At 52.9% G+C, this 18,285-nt stretch carries 12 protein-coding genes and 2 pseudogenes; 10 read left to right on the top strand and 4 right to left on the bottom strand.

From position 1 onward, the window contains the following. Positions 1-20 precede the first annotated feature (20 nt). A pseudogene (locus tag JL015_RS01390) lies at positions 21-757 on the bottom strand (SDR family oxidoreductase). Between the two features lie 400 nt (positions 758-1,157). On the opposite strand from JL015_RS01390, the gene JL015_RS01385 reads away from it, so the two are divergent. The 10 genes from JL015_RS01385 to JL015_RS01340 all read left to right on the top strand — a co-directional run bounded on the left by JL015_RS01385 (position 1,158) and on the right by JL015_RS01340 (position 14,143). Continuing rightward, the gene (locus JL015_RS01385) at positions 1,158-1,352 is read left to right on the top strand and encodes a hypothetical protein (RefSeq protein ID WP_201017112.1); all 195 of its coding nucleotides are present in this window, start codon (positions 1,158-1,160) and stop codon (positions 1,350-1,352) included. A gap of 406 nt (positions 1,353-1,758) precedes the next feature. After that, positions 1,759-2,796: a restriction endonuclease-related protein gene (locus JL015_RS01380; protein WP_201017111.1), complete on the top strand. Its 1,038-nt coding sequence runs from the start codon at positions 1,759-1,761 to the stop codon at positions 2,794-2,796. Further along, positions 2,780-5,851: a hypothetical protein gene (locus JL015_RS01375; protein WP_201017110.1), complete on the top strand. Its 3,072-nt coding sequence runs from the start codon at positions 2,780-2,782 to the stop codon at positions 5,849-5,851. Before JL015_RS01380 ends, JL015_RS01375 begins: the two co-directional genes overlap by 17 nt. Beyond that, positions 5,848-8,202, top strand: coding sequence for an RNaseH domain-containing protein (locus JL015_RS01370; protein ID WP_201017109.1), 2,355 nt, complete (start codon positions 5,848-5,850; stop codon positions 8,200-8,202). Before JL015_RS01375 ends, JL015_RS01370 begins: the two co-directional genes overlap by 4 nt. A gap of 70 nt (positions 8,203-8,272) precedes the next feature. Continuing rightward, positions 8,273-9,841: an ATP-dependent nuclease gene (locus JL015_RS01365; protein WP_201017108.1), complete on the top strand. Its 1,569-nt coding sequence runs from the start codon at positions 8,273-8,275 to the stop codon at positions 9,839-9,841. Beyond that, the gene (locus JL015_RS01360) at positions 9,826-10,857 is read left to right on the top strand and encodes an AAA family ATPase (protein WP_201017107.1); all 1,032 of its coding nucleotides are present in this window, start codon (positions 9,826-9,828) and stop codon (positions 10,855-10,857) included. The genes JL015_RS01365 and JL015_RS01360 overlap by 16 nt, the downstream gene beginning before the upstream one ends. Positions 10,858-11,023: 166 nt before the next feature. Then, entirely contained in the window at positions 11,024-12,160 is a 1,137-nt protein-coding gene (locus tag JL015_RS01355; RefSeq protein WP_201017106.1) for a radical SAM protein, read from the top strand. Then, on the top strand, positions 12,160-12,774 hold the full coding sequence (locus JL015_RS01350) for a 3'-5' exonuclease (RefSeq protein ID WP_201017105.1): 615 nt from the start codon (positions 12,160-12,162) through the stop codon (positions 12,772-12,774). The genes JL015_RS01355 and JL015_RS01350 overlap by 1 nt, the downstream gene beginning before the upstream one ends. Positions 12,775-12,782: 8 nt before the next feature. Further along, positions 12,783-13,352: an AAA family ATPase gene (locus tag JL015_RS01345; RefSeq protein WP_201017104.1), complete on the top strand. Its 570-nt coding sequence runs from the start codon at positions 12,783-12,785 to the stop codon at positions 13,350-13,352. Next, positions 13,349-14,143, top strand: coding sequence for an aldo/keto reductase (locus JL015_RS01340; RefSeq protein ID WP_201017103.1), 795 nt, complete (start codon positions 13,349-13,351; stop codon positions 14,141-14,143). Before JL015_RS01345 ends, JL015_RS01340 begins: the two co-directional genes overlap by 4 nt. A 97-nt stretch (positions 14,144-14,240) precedes the next feature. On the opposite strand, the pseudogene JL015_RS01335 reads toward JL015_RS01340, so the two are convergent. The 3 genes and pseudogenes from JL015_RS01335 to JL015_RS01325 all read right to left on the bottom strand — a co-directional run. Then, positions 14,241-14,435 (bottom strand): annotated as a pseudogene (locus JL015_RS01335) (cytochrome P450); the annotation flags it as partial. A 633-nt stretch (positions 14,436-15,068) separates the two neighbouring features. After that, a complete protein-coding gene (locus tag JL015_RS01330; protein ID WP_201017102.1) occupies positions 15,069-15,839 on the bottom strand; it encodes a hypothetical protein in 771 nt (256 codons plus the stop codon). A gap of 1,511 nt (positions 15,840-17,350) precedes the next feature. Further along, positions 17,351-18,205: a tetratricopeptide repeat protein gene (locus JL015_RS01325; protein WP_201017101.1), complete on the bottom strand. Its 855-nt coding sequence runs from the start codon at positions 18,203-18,205 to the stop codon at positions 17,351-17,353. Between the last annotated feature and the right edge of the window lie 80 nt (positions 18,206-18,285).

Here is an 18,285-nt window from a genome sequence, read left to right as displayed (position 1 = left end):
TGCGAGCAGCCGTGACGGGATCATTCAGGTGCCAGGTCGCCGAACCAATAGGACGAAGTGACACCGCCGCCCATGAGGAAGTCGCTGCCGGTGATGAAACCACCATCCTGTCCCATCAGCAGAGCGGCTACGGCACCCACTTCATCCGGCGTACCGGCTCGGCCAGAGGGACACAGGTCGATCATGCGTCGGTAGCCTTCGCCTCGTGGGCCGGTCAGTTCGTCCTTGGCCAGCGGTGTTAGGCGTTCAACGGATCCGTTACCTGGTCCGGCTGCAGAAACGGTAACGACAGCAATTCGTCTGTGGGAGTTAGAGCCAACGCTTTATTTTGCTCAGATGTCAAAGCGCCCAGCCGATGCCCAGACTGCGATGCAATGACAACAGCCGAGCCTCCAGCAGCAATGACATTGCCGAACTCTTCGAGCACCAGCGCAGTACCGTAGAGATCGACCGCCAGAATGGTTTCAGGCGATGCCTGCGACGGCGACACTCCAGCAGCGTGGATAACGCCGGTTACGTTACCAAGCGCTGTTGCTTTCTCTACCAGTGCATGCACAGATTCACGTGAGGACACGTTGACGGTCGTGATGCTGGTCTCGTAGCCAGCGTTGCTGAGTATTTCGGCCGCCGACCGAGCATTTTCTTCGCGCAGGTCGGCAAGCAGAACGTGTTTTCCCACGCCAACACGTCGCGCAATAGCTTGACCAATCGACCCGGGGCCGATGACGACAATCACGTCAGCATTCACATTTTTCATTAATGGTTTCCTGTCGGTTACAGATGGAAAGCATGTGAGATGGCATCACTGCGAAAGTAACGAGTGGTTGAGGCAGTGCATTGAACAATGTAGTGACTTGGTGGTGCCTGAACTAGTAGTGGTTATCTGCATGAACTCATGAGTCTGGTTCATGAGTTGGGGCTAATGTGTTGATTGTTAGGGCTTTGATTTTTGCGTCGGGGAGCCCCAATGTAATAATCAATAGGTACGCATAATGTGTATTATGTTAAATGATGTGCTATGCCAGATATGTTCATGAGTCATTCAGCTTGCAAGTTGTGAAATACGTGCTCCTGTCGGCTGCGCCAATCGCGATTTGAGTGGAAAGCCCTCCTTTATCTTCCCAACCCATTAGTATGTTCAGCCACAGAATTCAAAGGTGCTGGACTACGAAAAGGGCGAAGTCCGATTCACGACTTTGGTCAGTGAGCTGTACTCACTCGATCTCGGCGACTACATGAAAAGTTTGGGCAACGAGCAGACATCACTCATCCCGAACGATCTGAACAGAGTGCTCTGGAAGAATGTCTTGTATGCGATCGGCCATGACGTGACCGTTGCGCCTCAGGCCTAATTGAGATTCAAGTTCCACTTCATAGGTTAATGCGTTTCGACGTCAGCTGAAGCCTGACGAGCCCATGTTTGCGCGCTAATGGATCGCTGAGGGATTAACGCCCGTGTGGCTGCCCCTCACGACTCCATCAAACTGAGTTCGACAGTAAGACAAATATTGACGTTTATCTGCACAGATGCCCCGTGCACTCTTGACCGGATGCCGTTAATGCCAGAAGCCATGGCAAACCTGAAGCAATTCGAAAGAAAAACTGCGTTATCCAGCGTTGCGTGCTTTAGTAGCAAATTGATAGCTTAGCGATTGAAGCGATTACGTTGCAGGCAGGCGGTGATGCCATAGCCCCCCCTCTGCCTTACTTAACTTGCACCGTTAATTAATCACTCAAGGAAGAAGTGAGGTACCGCAGATGGACAAGCGTGCTCCCGAGTATCTGCTCCGGCTTCTCGCGCAAGGCGCATCGCTTTGTGGCACCGACAGGGCCGAAGCGTTTACCGTTCTTCAGAGAGCGTGCGCAGTGCTCTGGCGGCTGGAGCCTGCCGCTGCGCCGATGTCTGCGATTGAGCTTGAGAAACAGCTTCGCCTACCCTTGGAAACGTGGTTACCGGAAGTCCTGAGGCTGGATTATTCAGGCCCCCTGCTCTACTCCAATATAGCAACGCAAACCTGCAACGAAATGCTGCTTGAGCTCGACGTCGGTCAGCTCTGGGAAGAAGTCCAGGCAAGCGTGAACAGGGTCAAGCAGGCGTGCCGACTGCGATCAGAAGGCGAATTTCATTATCGCAACTTCAGGCTTTTCCTCATTGAGCATGGCGTGATCCATCCGTCTGAAGCCCAAGGCGTCTTCGTTCCGCTCAACCTGTCTTTGAACGAGTTCTACGAACCTATTCCTCTGCACCTCTATCACAACGGCCTGGTCTATTTGTGCCCTGAATGCCGCTGGCCGATGAATGCCCAGCGGCATGAAGTCAGCTGTGACTCTGCGTGGTGTCAGGACAAAAAAAGCCTCTTTGTTCGCGAAGGTACAAGTCTTCTCAACCGGGTAAACAACAGCGTCCTGCATGGCCAGCCGGTGGATGGCCGACTGATGCTCAAACCCGCGCTATGGAAATTCACATTGCAGCCAGGACTGATTGAACTCGCCCTGGCGAATGAGTTGGCGGCCAAAGGGTTCGATGTGCGGCTCTGGCCGGACGTGGATCGAACAGACCTTCGTATCCACTTGGGCTTCATTGAGCAGGACATCGATGCCAAGGTGTGGGTGTCACCTTATGAGCTGGCCAAGCACATAGACTCAATCTCATCCAGCAAGCCGCGCTGGATCGTGATCCCGGACTACCAGCGACAGAACATCCCGTTCCTACGCCAGCGCTGCAAACCTGGAGTGAATGTTTTTACCCAAAGCCAGTGTGTAAGGGAGGCTTTGAAACATGCGCCCGCTTTCTGATACCAGCGTCACACTGTTTCTCGCTCTGGCCGCGCGCTACGTGAGCAACGAACCTATGGTGGCGGACGCAGCGGCACTGTGCGCGGGGCGTACGCGAGGCTGGAGCACGTGGTACGGGCTATCTGAAACCGACCAACTCCTCATCGCCGAAGGCCTTCGCCTACGCCCCGCCTCCGTAGCCCAGCCCAAACGCTTCGTGATGACCGCAGAGGAAATCATCAAGGGCGAACGTAGCCCCTTTGAGTTAATCGACCCAAGCACGCTCAGCAGCGAGCTCCACGAACAGGATCGCTATCGCGTCTCACCCCACCTGAACGTTGACCATCTCATCAGAGAGCACCTGGATACGTTGAAATATGGGCGATCCCCAATCGCCCAGGTGCAGATACCAGAGTCAGGCGATGTGGTTCTCAAGCACATCGCGGGTGATCAGGTCAGAGTGCTCGTGGTGCCTCAGAACGAGCGAGGGGTACTCAGCAGCGTCCATCAACACATCCCTGTCCCAACCTCCAGCGCAGCCCCTGAGACAGAGTGGAAATTTGACGCTCTGAACGAGCTCGCGGAGTCGCTTGATGCGGCACCAGGACTGCACACGAACCACCGCAGCTCGCTGACCAACATTTGGGGCTCAGACCCTGTACGCAGAGCTCAGGCCGGTGATTTCTACCGTGTGAACGCGCCAACCGGTACCGGCAAAAGTGTGGCTATGGTCATGATGTCTATCGATGCCGCTCGCGGAGGGCAACGGGTCGTGATCGCGGTGCCGACACTGGTTGAGTTGGAGAACACGGTACGGATCCTCAAACAGTCGACTGCGGTAACAGCGCCTGATCTGAAGGTTGCCCCTCTGCATTCAGCGACCCGCATATACGAGCGTGGAAAGATTCAGTTCCAACAGGGCCACGCCGCACCCGCATACGACTACGCCTGCTTACTCGATGCTTATGCCTCCGATACGCTTAACGTTGAGCCAGGAAAAGAGCCGTGCTTCAACGTCCGCGTATCGACTCAGGAGGAAGGTCGTGCAGAGCAATCGAAGCGGTTGAATCACTGCCCTTTCCTGTTCAAGTGCGGACGAACAGCGATGCTGTCGCAGGCGCTCGAAGCGGACATCGTGGTGATCAACCACCACGCCCTGCTGTCCGGAACAACCCGTATTCCGCTGTCCGACTCGGATCAGTTTCCCGGCCCGCGCAGCTTCATAGAGCTGCTGCTCAGAACAGCCCCTGTGTTTCTTGTTGACGAAATCGACGGCCTACTGAAGTCGGCGATCGACAGCAGCGTCATCGAGCTGAAACTGGGTAATCAGGGCGACAACAGTCCGCTGCTGCGCCTGTTCAACACGGTCGCCGGCAGACCCAGTATCCCCGAGATAGATCGAAGCAGCTTGTACCGGGTGAACTGGGCGCTTACCTACTGCACGCTCAGCGTCAGCCAGCTCATGAACCTCCAGCAAGAGGAGTATTTCGAGTGGCCCAAGAAAGAGACCACCTGGTCGGATGCAGATGACACGTTCATCACTGAAAAGCTTGGCATTGATCGTGAAACGCTGGGGCATCTGTTCAACAGCACGAACCGTATACCAGGCTATCTGGAAAAACTGAGTCAGCACCTTGCTCACTGGCGTTCAAATGGAGGTCAGTACAAGCTTGAGGCCTTGGCAATCAATCTGGGCCATCTGGTCAAAGAGTTGTCCGACAGCGGCCTACTTCCTGGGCGTCTGAGCGAGCATGATCAAATTCGCATGAAGGCATCGCTCATTTTGCGAGGCACTTTAGAGGCAATCGAAACGCACCTGCGCAATCTTCAGGTTGAGCTACCCAGCTTCGTCAACGCCGAAATCCCTTATGCCTACGAGGTCAAACGGAGCATTGCAGGGCCCGAGCCGCTGAGCCCGACGCCAAATGGCCCCCTGCAGCGAGCCGTCTTTGGCTTCAAACGTAAGGACACCGGGGATAACGACTCAACCCTGAACGTCGTCGCAATGCGTGGTGATCCGCACAGCACACTCCTTTCGCTGCCAGATGTCAGCGCCCTGGGCTATGCCGGTGTGAAGCGTTTGTTTATCGGGTTCTCGGCGACTGCCTACTTCCCCGGCGCCAGCGCTTATGACCTTCGTGCGAAAGATTTCATCGACGTTCCCGATGTGGCAGGTCAAGTCACTTTCGAGAATGTGCCTCCGACTACCGCTATCTCTGGCACCCCATTCTCGCAGCGCAAATTCCTTGTGTCGAAATTTGCGAAAGAGATTTGGCCGTGGCTGAGAAGCCGACTTGCAAGCCTGGCCAGCGACCCCGTGACACAGGCTCGTGCCCGCCTGCTGCTGGTAACCAACAGCGATGCAGACGCAGAAGTGCTGGCCATGACCTTGGCCAGGCTGCAGGGCGGCCCAGGCCAACTGGTGGGTTGGGTTCGTGGCCGTCAAAGCGATTACAAACCATCCACGCTCGATGCAGAGCAGATGCTTGCATACGACGACCTCGCTGAGTTCACCAACGGCCGGCACAAGGACAAAACGCTGCTGGTCAGTGCATTGGGCCCAATGGCTCGTGGTCACAACATCGTGAACAGTGACGGCTTTTCAGCCATTGGTGCAGTGGTGATCTGCGTGCGCCCACTTCCATCATCGGACAGCCCTAACAACAACCTGGCGCATATCTGTTACGAGACCGGCAAATCTGTGGCGCCATCCAGCAGCCCAGGGATTTTGATGATGCAGGAACGCAAGCACTCCAACGCTCTTTTACAAAAGATTCGTACCGCCCGCCCTGCGTTCAGCCAACAGCCGGCCAATATCCGCCACTACACCATCATGAACATTCTCGTGAGCCTCACCCAGCTGATTGGTCGTGGGCGTCGGGGCGGTACGCCCGTGACCTGCTACTTCGCCGATGCAGCATTTCTCGAAGGCTTGAAGCCATGGCCTCAGATGCTTAGCGAAAGCGTTGAACAGCTCAAGCAAGACGGCGATTGGAATCAATTTGAACGGCACCATGCCGGTGTTGCTGCCGCGCTTTTGAAATACATCAATGGATCAGTGAAGGACGCACAATGAAGGTTCTTGAATTACGCACCAGCCTCTTTGAATTCGATCCAGCATCGTTGGGACAGTGCCACCGCGTCGTGGTAGGCCCTCATTACCTTGATGCCTGGGAAGCGCTTCAGGGATTGGTAAGGAAGCCCCATCCTGGACTGCCCACCACAGGGCTTGAGGAAATGCTCGCCACCCTCTCCCAGGGGCCAGTCAAGGTGAACCTTTTCCCGCAAAAAGAAGGCGGCGTGTCAGCAATCCTGCTGCTCAAGCCTCTGCCCGTCGACACCATCAACGAAGCGCTCCGCCTTTGGTCTATGGACGTGATGCGGATTTACAACCAGGAACTGGTCGAATTCGACGGCAAATTGGTCGTTACCGAGGTGGTACTGATGGATACCAGCCGCCTGGTCGCACCCGGCGACGTATCGTCTCTCGCGTATACGGTCATCCCTTGGCTAGTAGGTCAGGCGCTCATTGCGAAGCCTATGCAGGCGGCGAAACCTCTCAAGCTCTATCAGGCTGCCGACGGGAGCGTACTCGCCTGGGACGACCCTGTCGTCTCTGAAAGCGACGTGCGCTACGCGAGTGCGCTTCACGCTATTGAGCCTGCATTGGTGCTGCTTTACGGTCAGTCCAAACCTTATCTGCAGCTACGGGTGAAACTGACCCAGGTGATGCCAAATCTCAAAGGCCAGAAGAAGCATGCCTGGGTTAAGACCGGCGACCTGATTGTCAAAGCGAAAATTCGTACCAAGCCAGACGGGAACGGGGGCTGGGAAACGTTCTACGAACACCCGATCGAGAAATTGCTGGCCTTCATGGGTGTTCCGTCATTTCCTCCGATTGTCGAGGGCGACATCCCTGTCGACAGCGACGTGCGGCCGATCTACGCGATTCCACCCTCCAATCCCTTGATCGCATCAGGTACTGGGCCTCTATTTCTTGACCAGGCAGGATTCCACCTGATTGCGTGCCTGCCAGGGACAACGCCGCTTCTGGTAAGGAAGTCTGTCGCGGTGCTGCGTGAGGAAAAGCCCCCTACCACGGGCGAAGTGATCAACTTGAACGTGATGGTCTTGGCAGCTCACGCAGACGTGATGCTCAGGCTTCACGCTGCAAGTCCAAACTTGGGTAGAGACAGTAAGTTCTTCAAGAAAGTCGCCCCGCCACTTGTGACGCTGTCACGTCTGGATGTGCCGGACGCGCAGCGGATGCTGGAGGGACAGCATGATCTGAACAGCCTCAACGAATGGTTGTTGAATCACGTGGTTCCGGCGAGCAAGGCGCTTGCTCAAAATGACGCCAAGGTGATGATTGTTGAGACCAGCACATCGGCAGCATCACGCGAAGCGGGACTTGATCCCAAACACGTCATCCGCCAAGTGCTTGCGAAGCATGGCATCGCAACCCAGTTCATCATGCACGTCGACCCCGATGCACAGGTGAAGAAGCGTAAGCCGAAAGAGGATGACCGAGATTTCAAAGCGATCAACTCGATAATCGAAGCGATCCGGTTAAGCGGCCATCACCCTGCCCCTACACCCAAAGTTAAATCGATGCCGGCAAACACTACGGTGGTGTCGGTACTGCTGGATCGACTTCAGGACAAAGGCTGGGCGAAATTCTTGCCCGTGATCACACGCACCACACTCGGTGGCCATACCCCCGAAATCTTCTGGTTTGAATCTGGCACAGGCTCTTCCGGCAAATGGTTCAGCTACAGCGCGGGACTGACTGCCATCCATGCCACGGATGCCCTGCTGGCGCCCGATCAGCTGAAAACGCTCATTAACCAAGCTTTTCTTGATTGTAAAGCCAATGCAGCTGATTCATTGATCGTCTGCCTTGATGCAGACCTGAGAACCTTCTATGCGAGCTTGAAAGACAGCCCTGGTGAGGGGTTGCCATCCGTACCGGCTGGTGCGGCGGTTGTGCGGATCCGAGCAGATCATCAGGTTGCACAAATCAGCGGCAGCCACACGATTTCGCCACAAGGCCCCCACTACATCGGTACGAAGGTCGGGGCGTTTCAGTCGTGCGAAAGCTCCCCCGTATTTTACTTTGTGTCTCCATCCAAGCAATTTGGCAGCGTGCGTTCGCAGCGTGACAATACACGTTACGACGTGCAGGAGAGAGATCTTCGCGATCCTTGGCAACAACTGGGAGTCACGGAAATCGCAATCATCCAGCCTGGCACCTTTGGCGCAGCTGCTGCGGTTGCCGAGCAGGTGGCGTTGCTCTGTCGCAACCCGCCACTGTGGGATGGTCATCTGCGCCTGCCTGGCCCGATGCACCTCGGCAAACAAGTCGCTGCAGACCATCCGATCATGGAGGCGCGGCGCAAGACAGAGGCCAATCGATCAGACGGTTAATCGTGACCCGACTCCGATCATTTCGAGCCACAGTTAGGTCAAGTCATCCAGCATGTCACAAGGAACGAGAATGCCAGCCATCACGCAGTTAGTGTTGCAAAACTTCAAAAGCTTTCCTGCATTGACGCTGCGCTTTGACCCAGGCACAAACGTGTTGATCGGGGATAACGAGACAGGCAAGAGCAGTGTCCTGCTTGCACTCGATTTGGCGCTCAGCGCCAGTAGAAGTCGCGTCGAGACTATCGGCTATGAAGCCCTCTTCAACCAAGCAGCTTTCAAGAAATTCCTGGCCGGCCCTGCCCGATTAGACCTGCTGCCAGAGGTCATTGTGGACGTCTACCTTGAGGATGGTGAAGATCAGGGTCTGTATGGATATCAGAACCTGACGCAGGCTGGACGCGACGGCCTGCGGATGGCCATCGTGCCACTGATAGAAGACTTCGGGCCCACGATTCTTGAGCTATTGCGCGCAAACAAGGACAGCTTTCCGTTCGAGTATTACACCGTCCAGTTCTCGACATTTTCAGGTGCTCCACATGTCAGTTACAGGCGTCCAGTCAAACACCTGCTGATCGACAGCTCTCGAATCGATACTGAATATGCGGCTCGGGAGTACACACGAACTGTCTTCGGATACCACACCCAGGTGCCGGATCGATATCTTCTCGAAAATCAGTATCGTCAGGGCAAAGAGGGCTTTCAGAAAACCAATCTTAAGGCACTGAACGATACGCTAGGCGATTACCAGTTCGCCCTCAGAACAAGCATGCGCTCAAACCTCGAAACTGACCTTGTCATTACCAAAGACGGCATTCCGATCGAGAACCGTGGCAAGGGGGAACAGTGCTTCATAAAAACCAACTTTGCGCTCCAGAAGCACGATGCCAAGGGTGGCCTGGATGCCCTGCTGCTCGAAGAGCCTGAGAACCACCTGAGTCACACGAACATGAAGCGGCTTGTGGAGCGTCTGACACGTGCTAAGGAGACGCAGCTCTTCATTGCCACGCACAGTAGCCATATCTGCTCGCGTCTAGACCTTCGGCATGCTTTGCTTCTGGGCACGGAGCAGAAAGCCGGAAGGCTTAAAGACCTGACTGAGCCCACGGCCGAATTTTTTATGAAAGCGCCGGACAATAACGTTCTGGAGTTCGCACTTTCCAAGCGCGTCATCCTGGTCGAAGGCGATGCAGAGTTCATTCTCATCGAGCACCTCTACAAACGGAATGCCCAAGGCAACACTCCGCAAGCCGATGGCGTCCATATCATCTCCATTGGTGGCACCAGCTTCAAACGCTACCTGGAACTCGGCAAACTGCTCGGAATCAAAGTGGCTGCGATTCGGGACAACGACCACGATTACGAGCAAAACTGCGTCGAGAACTACAAGGAGTGTCTCTACGACGGCGCTCGAATCTTTGCAGACCGGAACGATGATCGCTCGACGTTTGAAATCGGTTTGTACTTAGATAACAAAAAAGTGTGCGACGACCTGTTTGGCAAAGCTCGCAGAACGCTGTCAGTCCAGGACTATATGCTTAAGAACAAAGCTGACGTGGCGTTCGAGCTGCTGAAAGCAAAGGCCGATGAACTGGTCGCGCCGGCGTACATTCAGGAGGCCATCACGTGGATAAGAGCGTGATTTTTGCTGTCGCGGGTTCAGGTAAGACAAGCCTTGTGATCAAGCGCCTGAGCCTCGACGAGCGAGCGCTGATCATCACCTACACAGAGAATAACTACCGTCACCTACGCAACAAGATCATCCAGAAATTCGGGACAGTCCCATCCAACATCACCGTGATGACCTACTTCTCATTCCTGCATGGTTTTTGTTACCGGCCGCTGATGCAGCTGAAACTCGGAAGCCGAGGCTTGACCTTCCGGCTCCCGCCGAACCGTCAGATTCCGTTGACAGACATCGAACGCTTCCGCAGTCCCAGCCGCAGGCTCTACCACAATCGCCTGGCCAAACTTCTGCAGTTTCAAGGCTGTGTGCCCGCGATTCACAGCCGTATCGAACGCTTCTACGATCACGTTTATGTTGATGAGGTACAGGATTTTGCCGGCCACGATTTCAACCTGTTGCTGGACGTCTCCAAGGCCAAGGCTGCGATGACGTTTGTGGGGGATTTCTTTCAGCATACGTTCGACACGAGCAGGGACGGTTCGGTTAACAGCACTCTGCATGACGATCTCGCCAAATACGAAAAGCGATTTCGCGACGTGGGAGTGAAGGTCGACAAGACCACACTCAGCGACAGCTGGCGCTGCGCGACATCCGTGAGCGATTTCATCACCGCCAAATTACACATACCGATGGGCTCGCATGAAAAGCGCTCCAGTGACATCGTCACGATCCTTGAGCAGACACACGCCAATGCCTTGCACGCGGATCAGTCGGTGGTGAAGCTGTTTTTGCAAGATCACAGCAAGTACGGTTGCCACTCGCAGAACTGGGGGGCCAGCAAGGGCATGGATCACTTCCAGGATGTCTGCGTAGTCCTGGGTTCAGAAGCTTGGAAACGGTATCAAAACGGAAGCCTGCACGAATCCAAACCCCAGACACGAAATAAGCTGTATGTGGCCTGCTCGCGGGCGCGAGGCAATCTGTATTTTGTTTCGGACAAGCTGTTCAAGCCTTTCAAGCAAAGCCGTTAAGGCGTTACAGCATGAGGTCGCGGCGAGCAGCGTATCGGTATTGAACGCCAGCTGTGGAACCCCATGTGCAAAGGGTCAGGGTCTGCAGAGCAACACATCGATCAGCGTTGTACTTGATGGCGCGATCCAGAGGCCAGTCGTAGATTGAATTGCAGGGAGCGCGTCAATGAAACGAAACATCCACCTCATTACCGCTGAGCAGCTGCGCGATGTCAATCCGAGCCTCAGGGATCCGGTTCAATACCGTAAAAGCGGTTTAAGCCTCAATCATATCGTTGGCTGCCCTCTGGACTGCAGTTACTGCGTCCGTCACCTATTCGGTAATTTTGATCAACGCCAGCCACAGGCGCTGATGAGTGACGAACACGCTTTCGAGCAGTTCATCTCGCATCGGTATTTTCAGCCTCACATCACGCCGATCCAGCTGTTCAATCGTGCCACCGATCCGATGCTGCCTGACGTTAAAGCTCATACGCATAATTTGTTGCGCCTGCTCGATGAGACAGGCCTGACCAACAACGTATTGGTCATCACTCGATGGAAGGTAACGCCAGAAGACTGCGAGAGGTTCAATACGCTGCGAAACATCAAGCTGACGATCCTCGTGACCTATTCAGGCATCAGAGATCCGAAGGTCGAACCGATCAAGTCGTCGATTGCTGGCAATAGTTTGAAAACGCTTTTCAAGCACGCCCAGAGTTACCGCGTGGTGCTGTACTGGCGCCCTATCATCCCAGGCTTGAACGACTCGGAGGAGCACGTCGCGCAAGCCGCTGGATTGGCTCAATATGCCCATTCCACGGTGTTCAGCGGCTTGTTCTACCGCAAAGAAATTGCCGACTACTACCAAAGCCAGGGGATCGCGGAACCCTACAGTTCAACAGCCAGGCGCAAACTCCTGCCATTCGAAGAGGAGCAGCTTTTGCTCAGCCGGTACGACTCCTATAGGACAGGCACACCCATTTTCCGCAAAACCTCGTGCGGTGTTGCATTCGGCCATCAGCAGCCCGATTACAATGGCCACTTCGGTATCACCGAGCTCTGCGATACATGCCCTAGATCGCAATTCGTCATCTGTAAGGCGGCGTGGAAAAAACCAGATGAAATCCGCCTTCAGCAATTGTGTTCAGAACTGGGTGCTGAAGGACAGCCACAGGTTACCGAGCGCGCGATCATTGTCCGTGGACTGGATGAACAGCGGCGCTATTTCATGCAGCATACGCTGGGGTATCAAGTCCACGACGCCGATAAGCCCCATCACTACGACCGCCACGGTCGAGCTGAAGCAGATAGGAATCTTTGATGAACGACACTGAATTCGCGTGGCCTTCTGAACAGATCATTATCGTCGACGTAGAGGGCAACGGGCACACCCCGCCTGATCTGGTTGAGCTGGCTATTGCCGCATTTCCAGCCATCAAGGATGAAGCCCCTTTGAGCTGGTTGATCAAACCGGCTAATCGCATCACTTGGCAGGCCAAAAACATACACGGGATCGGCAATTCTGACGTGGAGAACTGCCCGGGCTGGTATGACATCAAGAGTGACGTCGAGCAGGAGCTGACAGGGAAATGGTTTGTCGCCCACAACGCGTTAGTAGACTACTCGGTCGTTAAACGCCATCTGCCCGATTGGGTTCCCGCCGGCATTATCGATACCTTGAGGTTTGCTAGGCATGTGTACCCCAACGCTAAAAGTCACAGTCTGGCGGCGCTATTGACGACAACGGGCCTTCGAGATGAGGTCTCTGGGGAGCTGCATCGAGCCGGTGAAGACGCACGCGTTACTGCCCTTCTGCTCGCCCACCTTGTAGAAAAGTCCTCGGCTAAAAACTGGATTGAGATCTGCAAGATTGCTCAGATCCAGAAGCCGACCGAGGAGAAGGCGCCCCCACCCGAACAAGGAAGTCTATGGTGAGCGCTGTCATGGTAGGCGTGACCGGTACGCATTCAACCGGCAAGTCGACATTTTGTGCCGATCTTCGCCAGTCACTCGAACAGCACGATATTCGTGTTGCCAGCATCCCGTCGTTTGGCAGGCGCGCTCACAATCTAGGCACTCCCATCCTGGCCAACCACACCTATGACTCCACCATGTGGTTCATAGACCAGACGCTTGAGGCTCAACAAGCGGCCATCGTTGATGCGGATGTTGTGCTGGTAGACCGTCCAATTATCGACGCTTTGGCCTACTGGAATGCAGCAGTTGCCTATCGCGGTGATGCCGCCGCTGATCATGAGATCGACGCTATTCACTCGCTGATGCGCGACCATTGCCCGGCCTATGGCATCCTGGTTGCCACTAGGCTGGATGTAAGCGTCCCACTTGGCCCGAATCGAGACGGTGACCTTGTATTCAGAGAATCGGTTGATAGCCACCTACACCGTCTATTGGCGGGTTTAGAGCTCCGACATCAGCTGCTGTTTCCGCAGGTGCGTGAGTCCCTTCTGACCACCATTCAATCTGAGGTTCTGCACCACGTGGGGCTCTCATGACCCGGATATTGAGCGGCAAGCTAGCGGGCAAAACGGTTCGTCGCCTGGGATTTGGTACGATGAGGTTGACCGGGCCGGGCATCTGGGGGCCGCCCAATGATCAGCGACGCGCCGTCGAGGTGCTGCGTCAGGCTGTGGCGTCGGGTATTCAGCACATTGACACCGCAGATGCTTACGGGCCCGATGTTGTGGAGCCGTTGCTTCGACACGCCTTATATCCTTATCCAGACGATCTGATCATCGCGACGAAGGGCGGCTTTACGCGTCAGGGCCCCGGCCGTTGGACGCCATGCGGTGTGCCAGCGTATCTGCGTCAATGCGTTGAAATGAGCTTGAGACGCTTGAACGTGGAGGCCATCGATCTCTATTACCTACACAGGATAGACCCTGAAACCCCTTTAGTGGATCAGCTTGGCGAACTGGAGCGGATGCGTGGAGAGGGAAAGATAAAGGCGCTGGGGTTGTCAAAAGTCGACATTGCCCAACTCGAACAAGCGATCACGATTGCCCCAATTGCGGCTGTTCAAAATCCCTTTAACCTTCTTCAGCCCAAATCGGCGGACGTCGTGGCTTGGTGTGAGAACAAGGATTGCGCTTTCGTACCTTACGCTCCGCTGGGAGCTGGAAAATGCCTTGAGCAATCTCAACCCGCCACAGGATCGGCCGTCACGGCCAAAGAGGCTTTGAAATGGCTACTGGACTACTCCCCGATCATGTTCCCAATACCGGGGACATCGAACATCGCGCATCTCATGGAAAATCTCGAATCAGACGGGTTCGTTAAACTTTAGCGCCAAGCACCTGATGGGCTCAACGCTCCAGACAGAGTTGCGCTTCAGCGGTTAGCCGCCCAAGAGAAGCGTGCTCGCGTTCTGCGCGAGCACCCAGGAACAGACACCAGACACGCTGCGGCCCCATCCGCATGACGGCGACGTCCGGCTGCATCGCGTGCATTTTCTGCAGCCAGGCCAATGGATCGCGCTGGATCTCCAGCCAGTGGCGCAAGCCTGCACGGTTATCACCGACCCAAGGCAGGTGGCCCAGTCGACGACGTATAGGGCAATTCGGATTGGCTTCGAGCATGGTTCCGCCTCGCTGCGGCCAGATGAGTTCAGCCCTTGCTCAGGGCCTTTTTCGGGGAATTGTCATTTGCCTTCCAGGCCGGAACCCTTGATGAGCATAATACCCGAGAGAATCTTTCTCAAAGCTCCTGATCCCGTACCGAAGCTTTTCATTTACCAGCTTGGCTTCATTGTCGCCAAGCATCCCGGCAACCCTTCGTTCTGCTGTTTGCGCCCAGTTAAGCAGGCTCCGTCAGACACTACCTTAAACACGGATTGTCCCCTCCTTCTGGTCATCGAGTGCGTATAGACATCTTGGGAAATCAGCCCTAAAGCTCACCGAAAAACGGCCGTTACCCTGTATTCAACCCTCACTCACGGAAGCAGTGACATGCAAATAACCAACAGTCCTTTGCCCGTACTGACCCCTGGTGGTACTCGGCCGTCTACTCCCCTACCCGCTTCCCCTACTCCGCCGCCGCCACTGACTGATGAGCAAAAAGCAGCATTGGAAAAGCTCAGGGATCAGTTGCAAAACCCGACCAACCCTCCAGTTACGGTGACACCGGTGAAAACCTCGCTGATCGACGAAGTGGTTTAGTTCGTTGCGGCCAAGGAGTTCAGGAGGTTATTTTTAAAATAACCTCCATTCTGGTTAGCAACCGTCTACGTTGCCGCACTGAATCCAGCCACGAATAACTTTTCCCTTGCCAGTGGTATACACAATTGAAATCCATCCGGACTCAACGGCTTCTTGTATGACCTTGTCTCCTGCAACAAGATACATGCGACTCATGTCGGCCAGCACAGGTGAGTTATACAAAGAAGACTTCTTGTTGACGACCAAAGTCACGGGTGCGCTGAAACTCCACTTTCTATAAGCTTCTGACTCAAGCTTGGAAATAACCGCTTTTTCATTCTTATACGGAAACAAATATAAAACCTCTTTATAATCATCTCCTAAAATATCACCACCCTCACCAAAGTACCTGGAAAGCCGCTCATCCTTCGTATAGCCATTAGGGCTCTTTTTGTAAGCATGAACAGAATAGTACTCTCCCGAGTATTTGATTCCCGTATCGGACCTGATCTCGACACCATGTATCACAAAAAGCTTTTTTTCGGAACCTTGTTCTGCATTAGCTAAAAAAGCTGCTTTGACTTCGCCGGTGTCTGCTAAAAAAGGCAACTGCCCAATCAGGCTTCTGTCACCGGTGCTGCAGTTAAAGAAATTAATATCGATTCCTAACTGCTCACCCGCGCTGGTATCTCCCGCATCCTCATCAATAGGGACGAGATCAAAAGTAATGACTCCGTTTTCAACAGATATTGACCGAAATGCTTTGCCTTCAAGCACCTCACAGGAAAATGCGTTGAATGAGCACATGACACAGAAAGTGACCAGGATTTTTTTGACCAGCCTCATATGGCTCCCTTTGATGTCAGTAACGTAGTTTGTCGAAAATTCATGTGAACACCGTAGAAAACTCATAAGCGCGCCACCTCAGACAAAGTAAATGGCCGACACAGTAGCCAACAAAAAACACTACACAAAAATCGTATAAGCGTAAGTTTTTTGTGGTCTTATTCTTTGGCACAACGTCTCCTGTCGCGCGGGATTTTATAAAAGCCAAGAAAACCACATTTAGTGATATTGAAGCTCTAGGTACTTCAAGCCAATTATTCCTTACACCCCAAGAGACTCGCAAAAGCATAAAAATCTCACAAGCTCCTGACATGTACTAACTTGCTTATTTTTTTAGATCTGGACACTCCAAATCCTTTATCTCCGCACCTTTTATAGGAATGGCGCAAACATGTAGTTCATCTTCGCTCAGTGCAAGTGGAGTGATACTCAAATTAAAGTGAATGCCGTCAGGCGAAAATGTGATTTTTTTCAAATGAGGCATAACTCACATCAGTCATCAGCGATTTTGATCCGTAGCTACAAAATTTCCTCTCGTCAATTAGCGCCCAGCTCTTAGCAGGATCTAATGTCTGAACAGTTAGACAAGGTGAGCCATACTCTTTTATGTATCTAGCTACTACATGTCCTTGGCGAGCTGATTCTATTTTAGAGGCTCTACCATAGTCGACACTCCATGACAGTCCTGAAAAAGCAAGCAATGAGCCAAAAAGGATTAATTTAAAGCTTTTAAACATTGCTCACTCCAAATAATTAACGCGCTTAAATCTTTCAAAAGGTACGGACTGTGCTGCGTACTAAGCATAGAGCAATCCATAGTTTCCCGCATCTTAGCCAGCTCTATCCACATTAGATTTCAGGCAAGATCTTATCCAAATAAGCTGATCGCTTTGAAATTTCAAGTCGGCCTGTAATGGATTGGTAATCTGTGCTTGGCATACGATCATCCAAGAACAAGACTTCCAATCTTTACCTAAAATCTTCTGCGCTCTTGGGGACTGACTCAATGCCTTGTCTTGCTGCGCGACTTACAAATGCATTACCACCCTCATTGCAAGATTTTCGCAATACGACCTTATCGTTCTTCAATACAGAAAGAGAACTAACAGTTGACTGAGCGATAATGTAAGTGTAACTGCCATTTTTGAACTTTATGATATCTTTATTAACGCTACCCTCTGATGCGTTCACAAAAAATAAACGTCCCTTGGGCGGAATTTCTTTCTCTGGATAGCTCATTTCGATATTGCTTGGAGTCCCATACCGATATTGGACATACCCCGTGCTCGGCTCTGTATTACCAGACGCGCATACAGAGACAATCTTACCGCCTGATAGAGAGCAGTTAAAGTAGACATCTTCGTCTTCCGTACAAAAGCTTATCTCAGACGCATATACCATGACCTGACATGAAGCCATATATATTGATAAAGTGATTATCGAAGTAGCAAAGCTTGGTTTCTTACTCATCCATCGCCTGATAAAGTGCTCATTGAAGTCCATCTTACCCTCTACTGTCGTATGCGCTCAGCTACTCGTGTCGGGATCTTGGAAATTTTTCCAGCCTGGCTCATCGACTCAGCGTACTGTTTATAATAGTCGATAGCTTCAGAGGTCTTTTCCATGCTCCACAGGGAGTCAGCAATATTCAGCATCAACACTGTGCGCTTACCCACAGACTCAACGCCTCGATATATCTTGAGAGCAGAAGCGTTATCACCGGCTTCAGCTAGATAGAATCCCAAATCATTTAAGGCTTGGGCGTTTTTAGCGGGTGAGTAACAGCTCATGTAAGAGCCAACCCCCATGAAAATCTGATCCTTTATGGCAATAGCTCGGGATGCTACATCACCTATCGCTGAAGTCGACTTTATTAAATCTTTAGGACTTACTGTTTCTAGCTGAGGCTCTACCACTTCACCTCCATCCGTTAACCAGTTACCATTCTTCCAGTTTCCAGAACATACCTCAGCAGGTCGCGTTAGAAGTACACAGCCACTATCCATTGCCACCATGTCGCAATAGCTTTTTTCCGTACTAGCCACTTGCTGAGAGTCATTCAACTCACCGAATACTATTCGCTGGATGAGCACATATTTTTTGTCTGGGGAAGTGGCGGTAGAGTTTGTATTTAAGCCTATCGAAACTCTGCCATACAAGGGAAATTCTGAGTCGTTTTTTATAAAGCTAGTCTTCTCCCAAGCTGCATGGCTTTTATTCCATGAGTTAAACTTTAAGGCAGAGCCCTCAACACCTATTAAAGTAATTTCAGCAGAGTGGCAAATAGCCGAGATAGGAGTCAGCGAAAGAGCACTAAACAAAAATCGTATAAGCGTAATTTTATTTGTAGCCTTATCGTTTAGCACAGTATCTCCTATAGCCCAGGGCTGATCCGCTTTATTATATTGACACCTGCTATGGGTGCCAATATAAAATCTTCAGATGT

This window comes from Pseudomonas cichorii, from assembly GCF_015471405.1.
In the GTDB taxonomy this organism is placed as follows: domain Bacteria; phylum Pseudomonadota; class Gammaproteobacteria; order Pseudomonadales; family Pseudomonadaceae; genus Aquipseudomonas; species Aquipseudomonas serbiensis.
Note: the sequence above shows the minus strand (reverse complement) of the source record. Positions and strands in the feature narration are given on the sequence as shown.

What these genes read in the sequence shown, in the direction of transcription:
- JL015_RS01340 (WP_201017103.1), top strand. Translation starts at nt 13,349, where the DNA reads ATGACCCGGATATTGAGCGGCAAGCTAGCGGGCAAAACGGTTCGTCGC.
- JL015_RS01375 (WP_201017110.1), top strand. Translation starts at nt 2,780, where the DNA reads ATGCGCCCGCTTTCTGATACCAGCGTCACACTGTTTCTCGCTCTGGCC.
- JL015_RS01355 (WP_201017106.1), top strand. Translation starts at nt 11,024, where the DNA reads ATGAAACGAAACATCCACCTCATTACCGCTGAGCAGCTGCGCGATGTC.
- JL015_RS01330 (WP_201017102.1), bottom strand. Translation starts at nt 15,839, where the DNA reads ATGAGGCTGGTCAAAAAAATCCTGGTCACTTTCTGTGTCATGTGCTCA.
- JL015_RS01365 (WP_201017108.1), top strand. Translation starts at nt 8,273, where the DNA reads ATGCCAGCCATCACGCAGTTAGTGTTGCAAAACTTCAAAAGCTTTCCT.
- JL015_RS01345 (WP_201017104.1), top strand. Translation starts at nt 12,783, where the DNA reads ATGGTAGGCGTGACCGGTACGCATTCAACCGGCAAGTCGACATTTTGT.
- JL015_RS01380 (WP_201017111.1), top strand. Translation starts at nt 1,759, where the DNA reads ATGGACAAGCGTGCTCCCGAGTATCTGCTCCGGCTTCTCGCGCAAGGC.
- JL015_RS01350 (WP_201017105.1), top strand. Translation starts at nt 12,160, where the DNA reads ATGAACGACACTGAATTCGCGTGGCCTTCTGAACAGATCATTATCGTC.
- JL015_RS01370 (WP_201017109.1), top strand. Translation starts at nt 5,848, where the DNA reads ATGAAGGTTCTTGAATTACGCACCAGCCTCTTTGAATTCGATCCAGCA.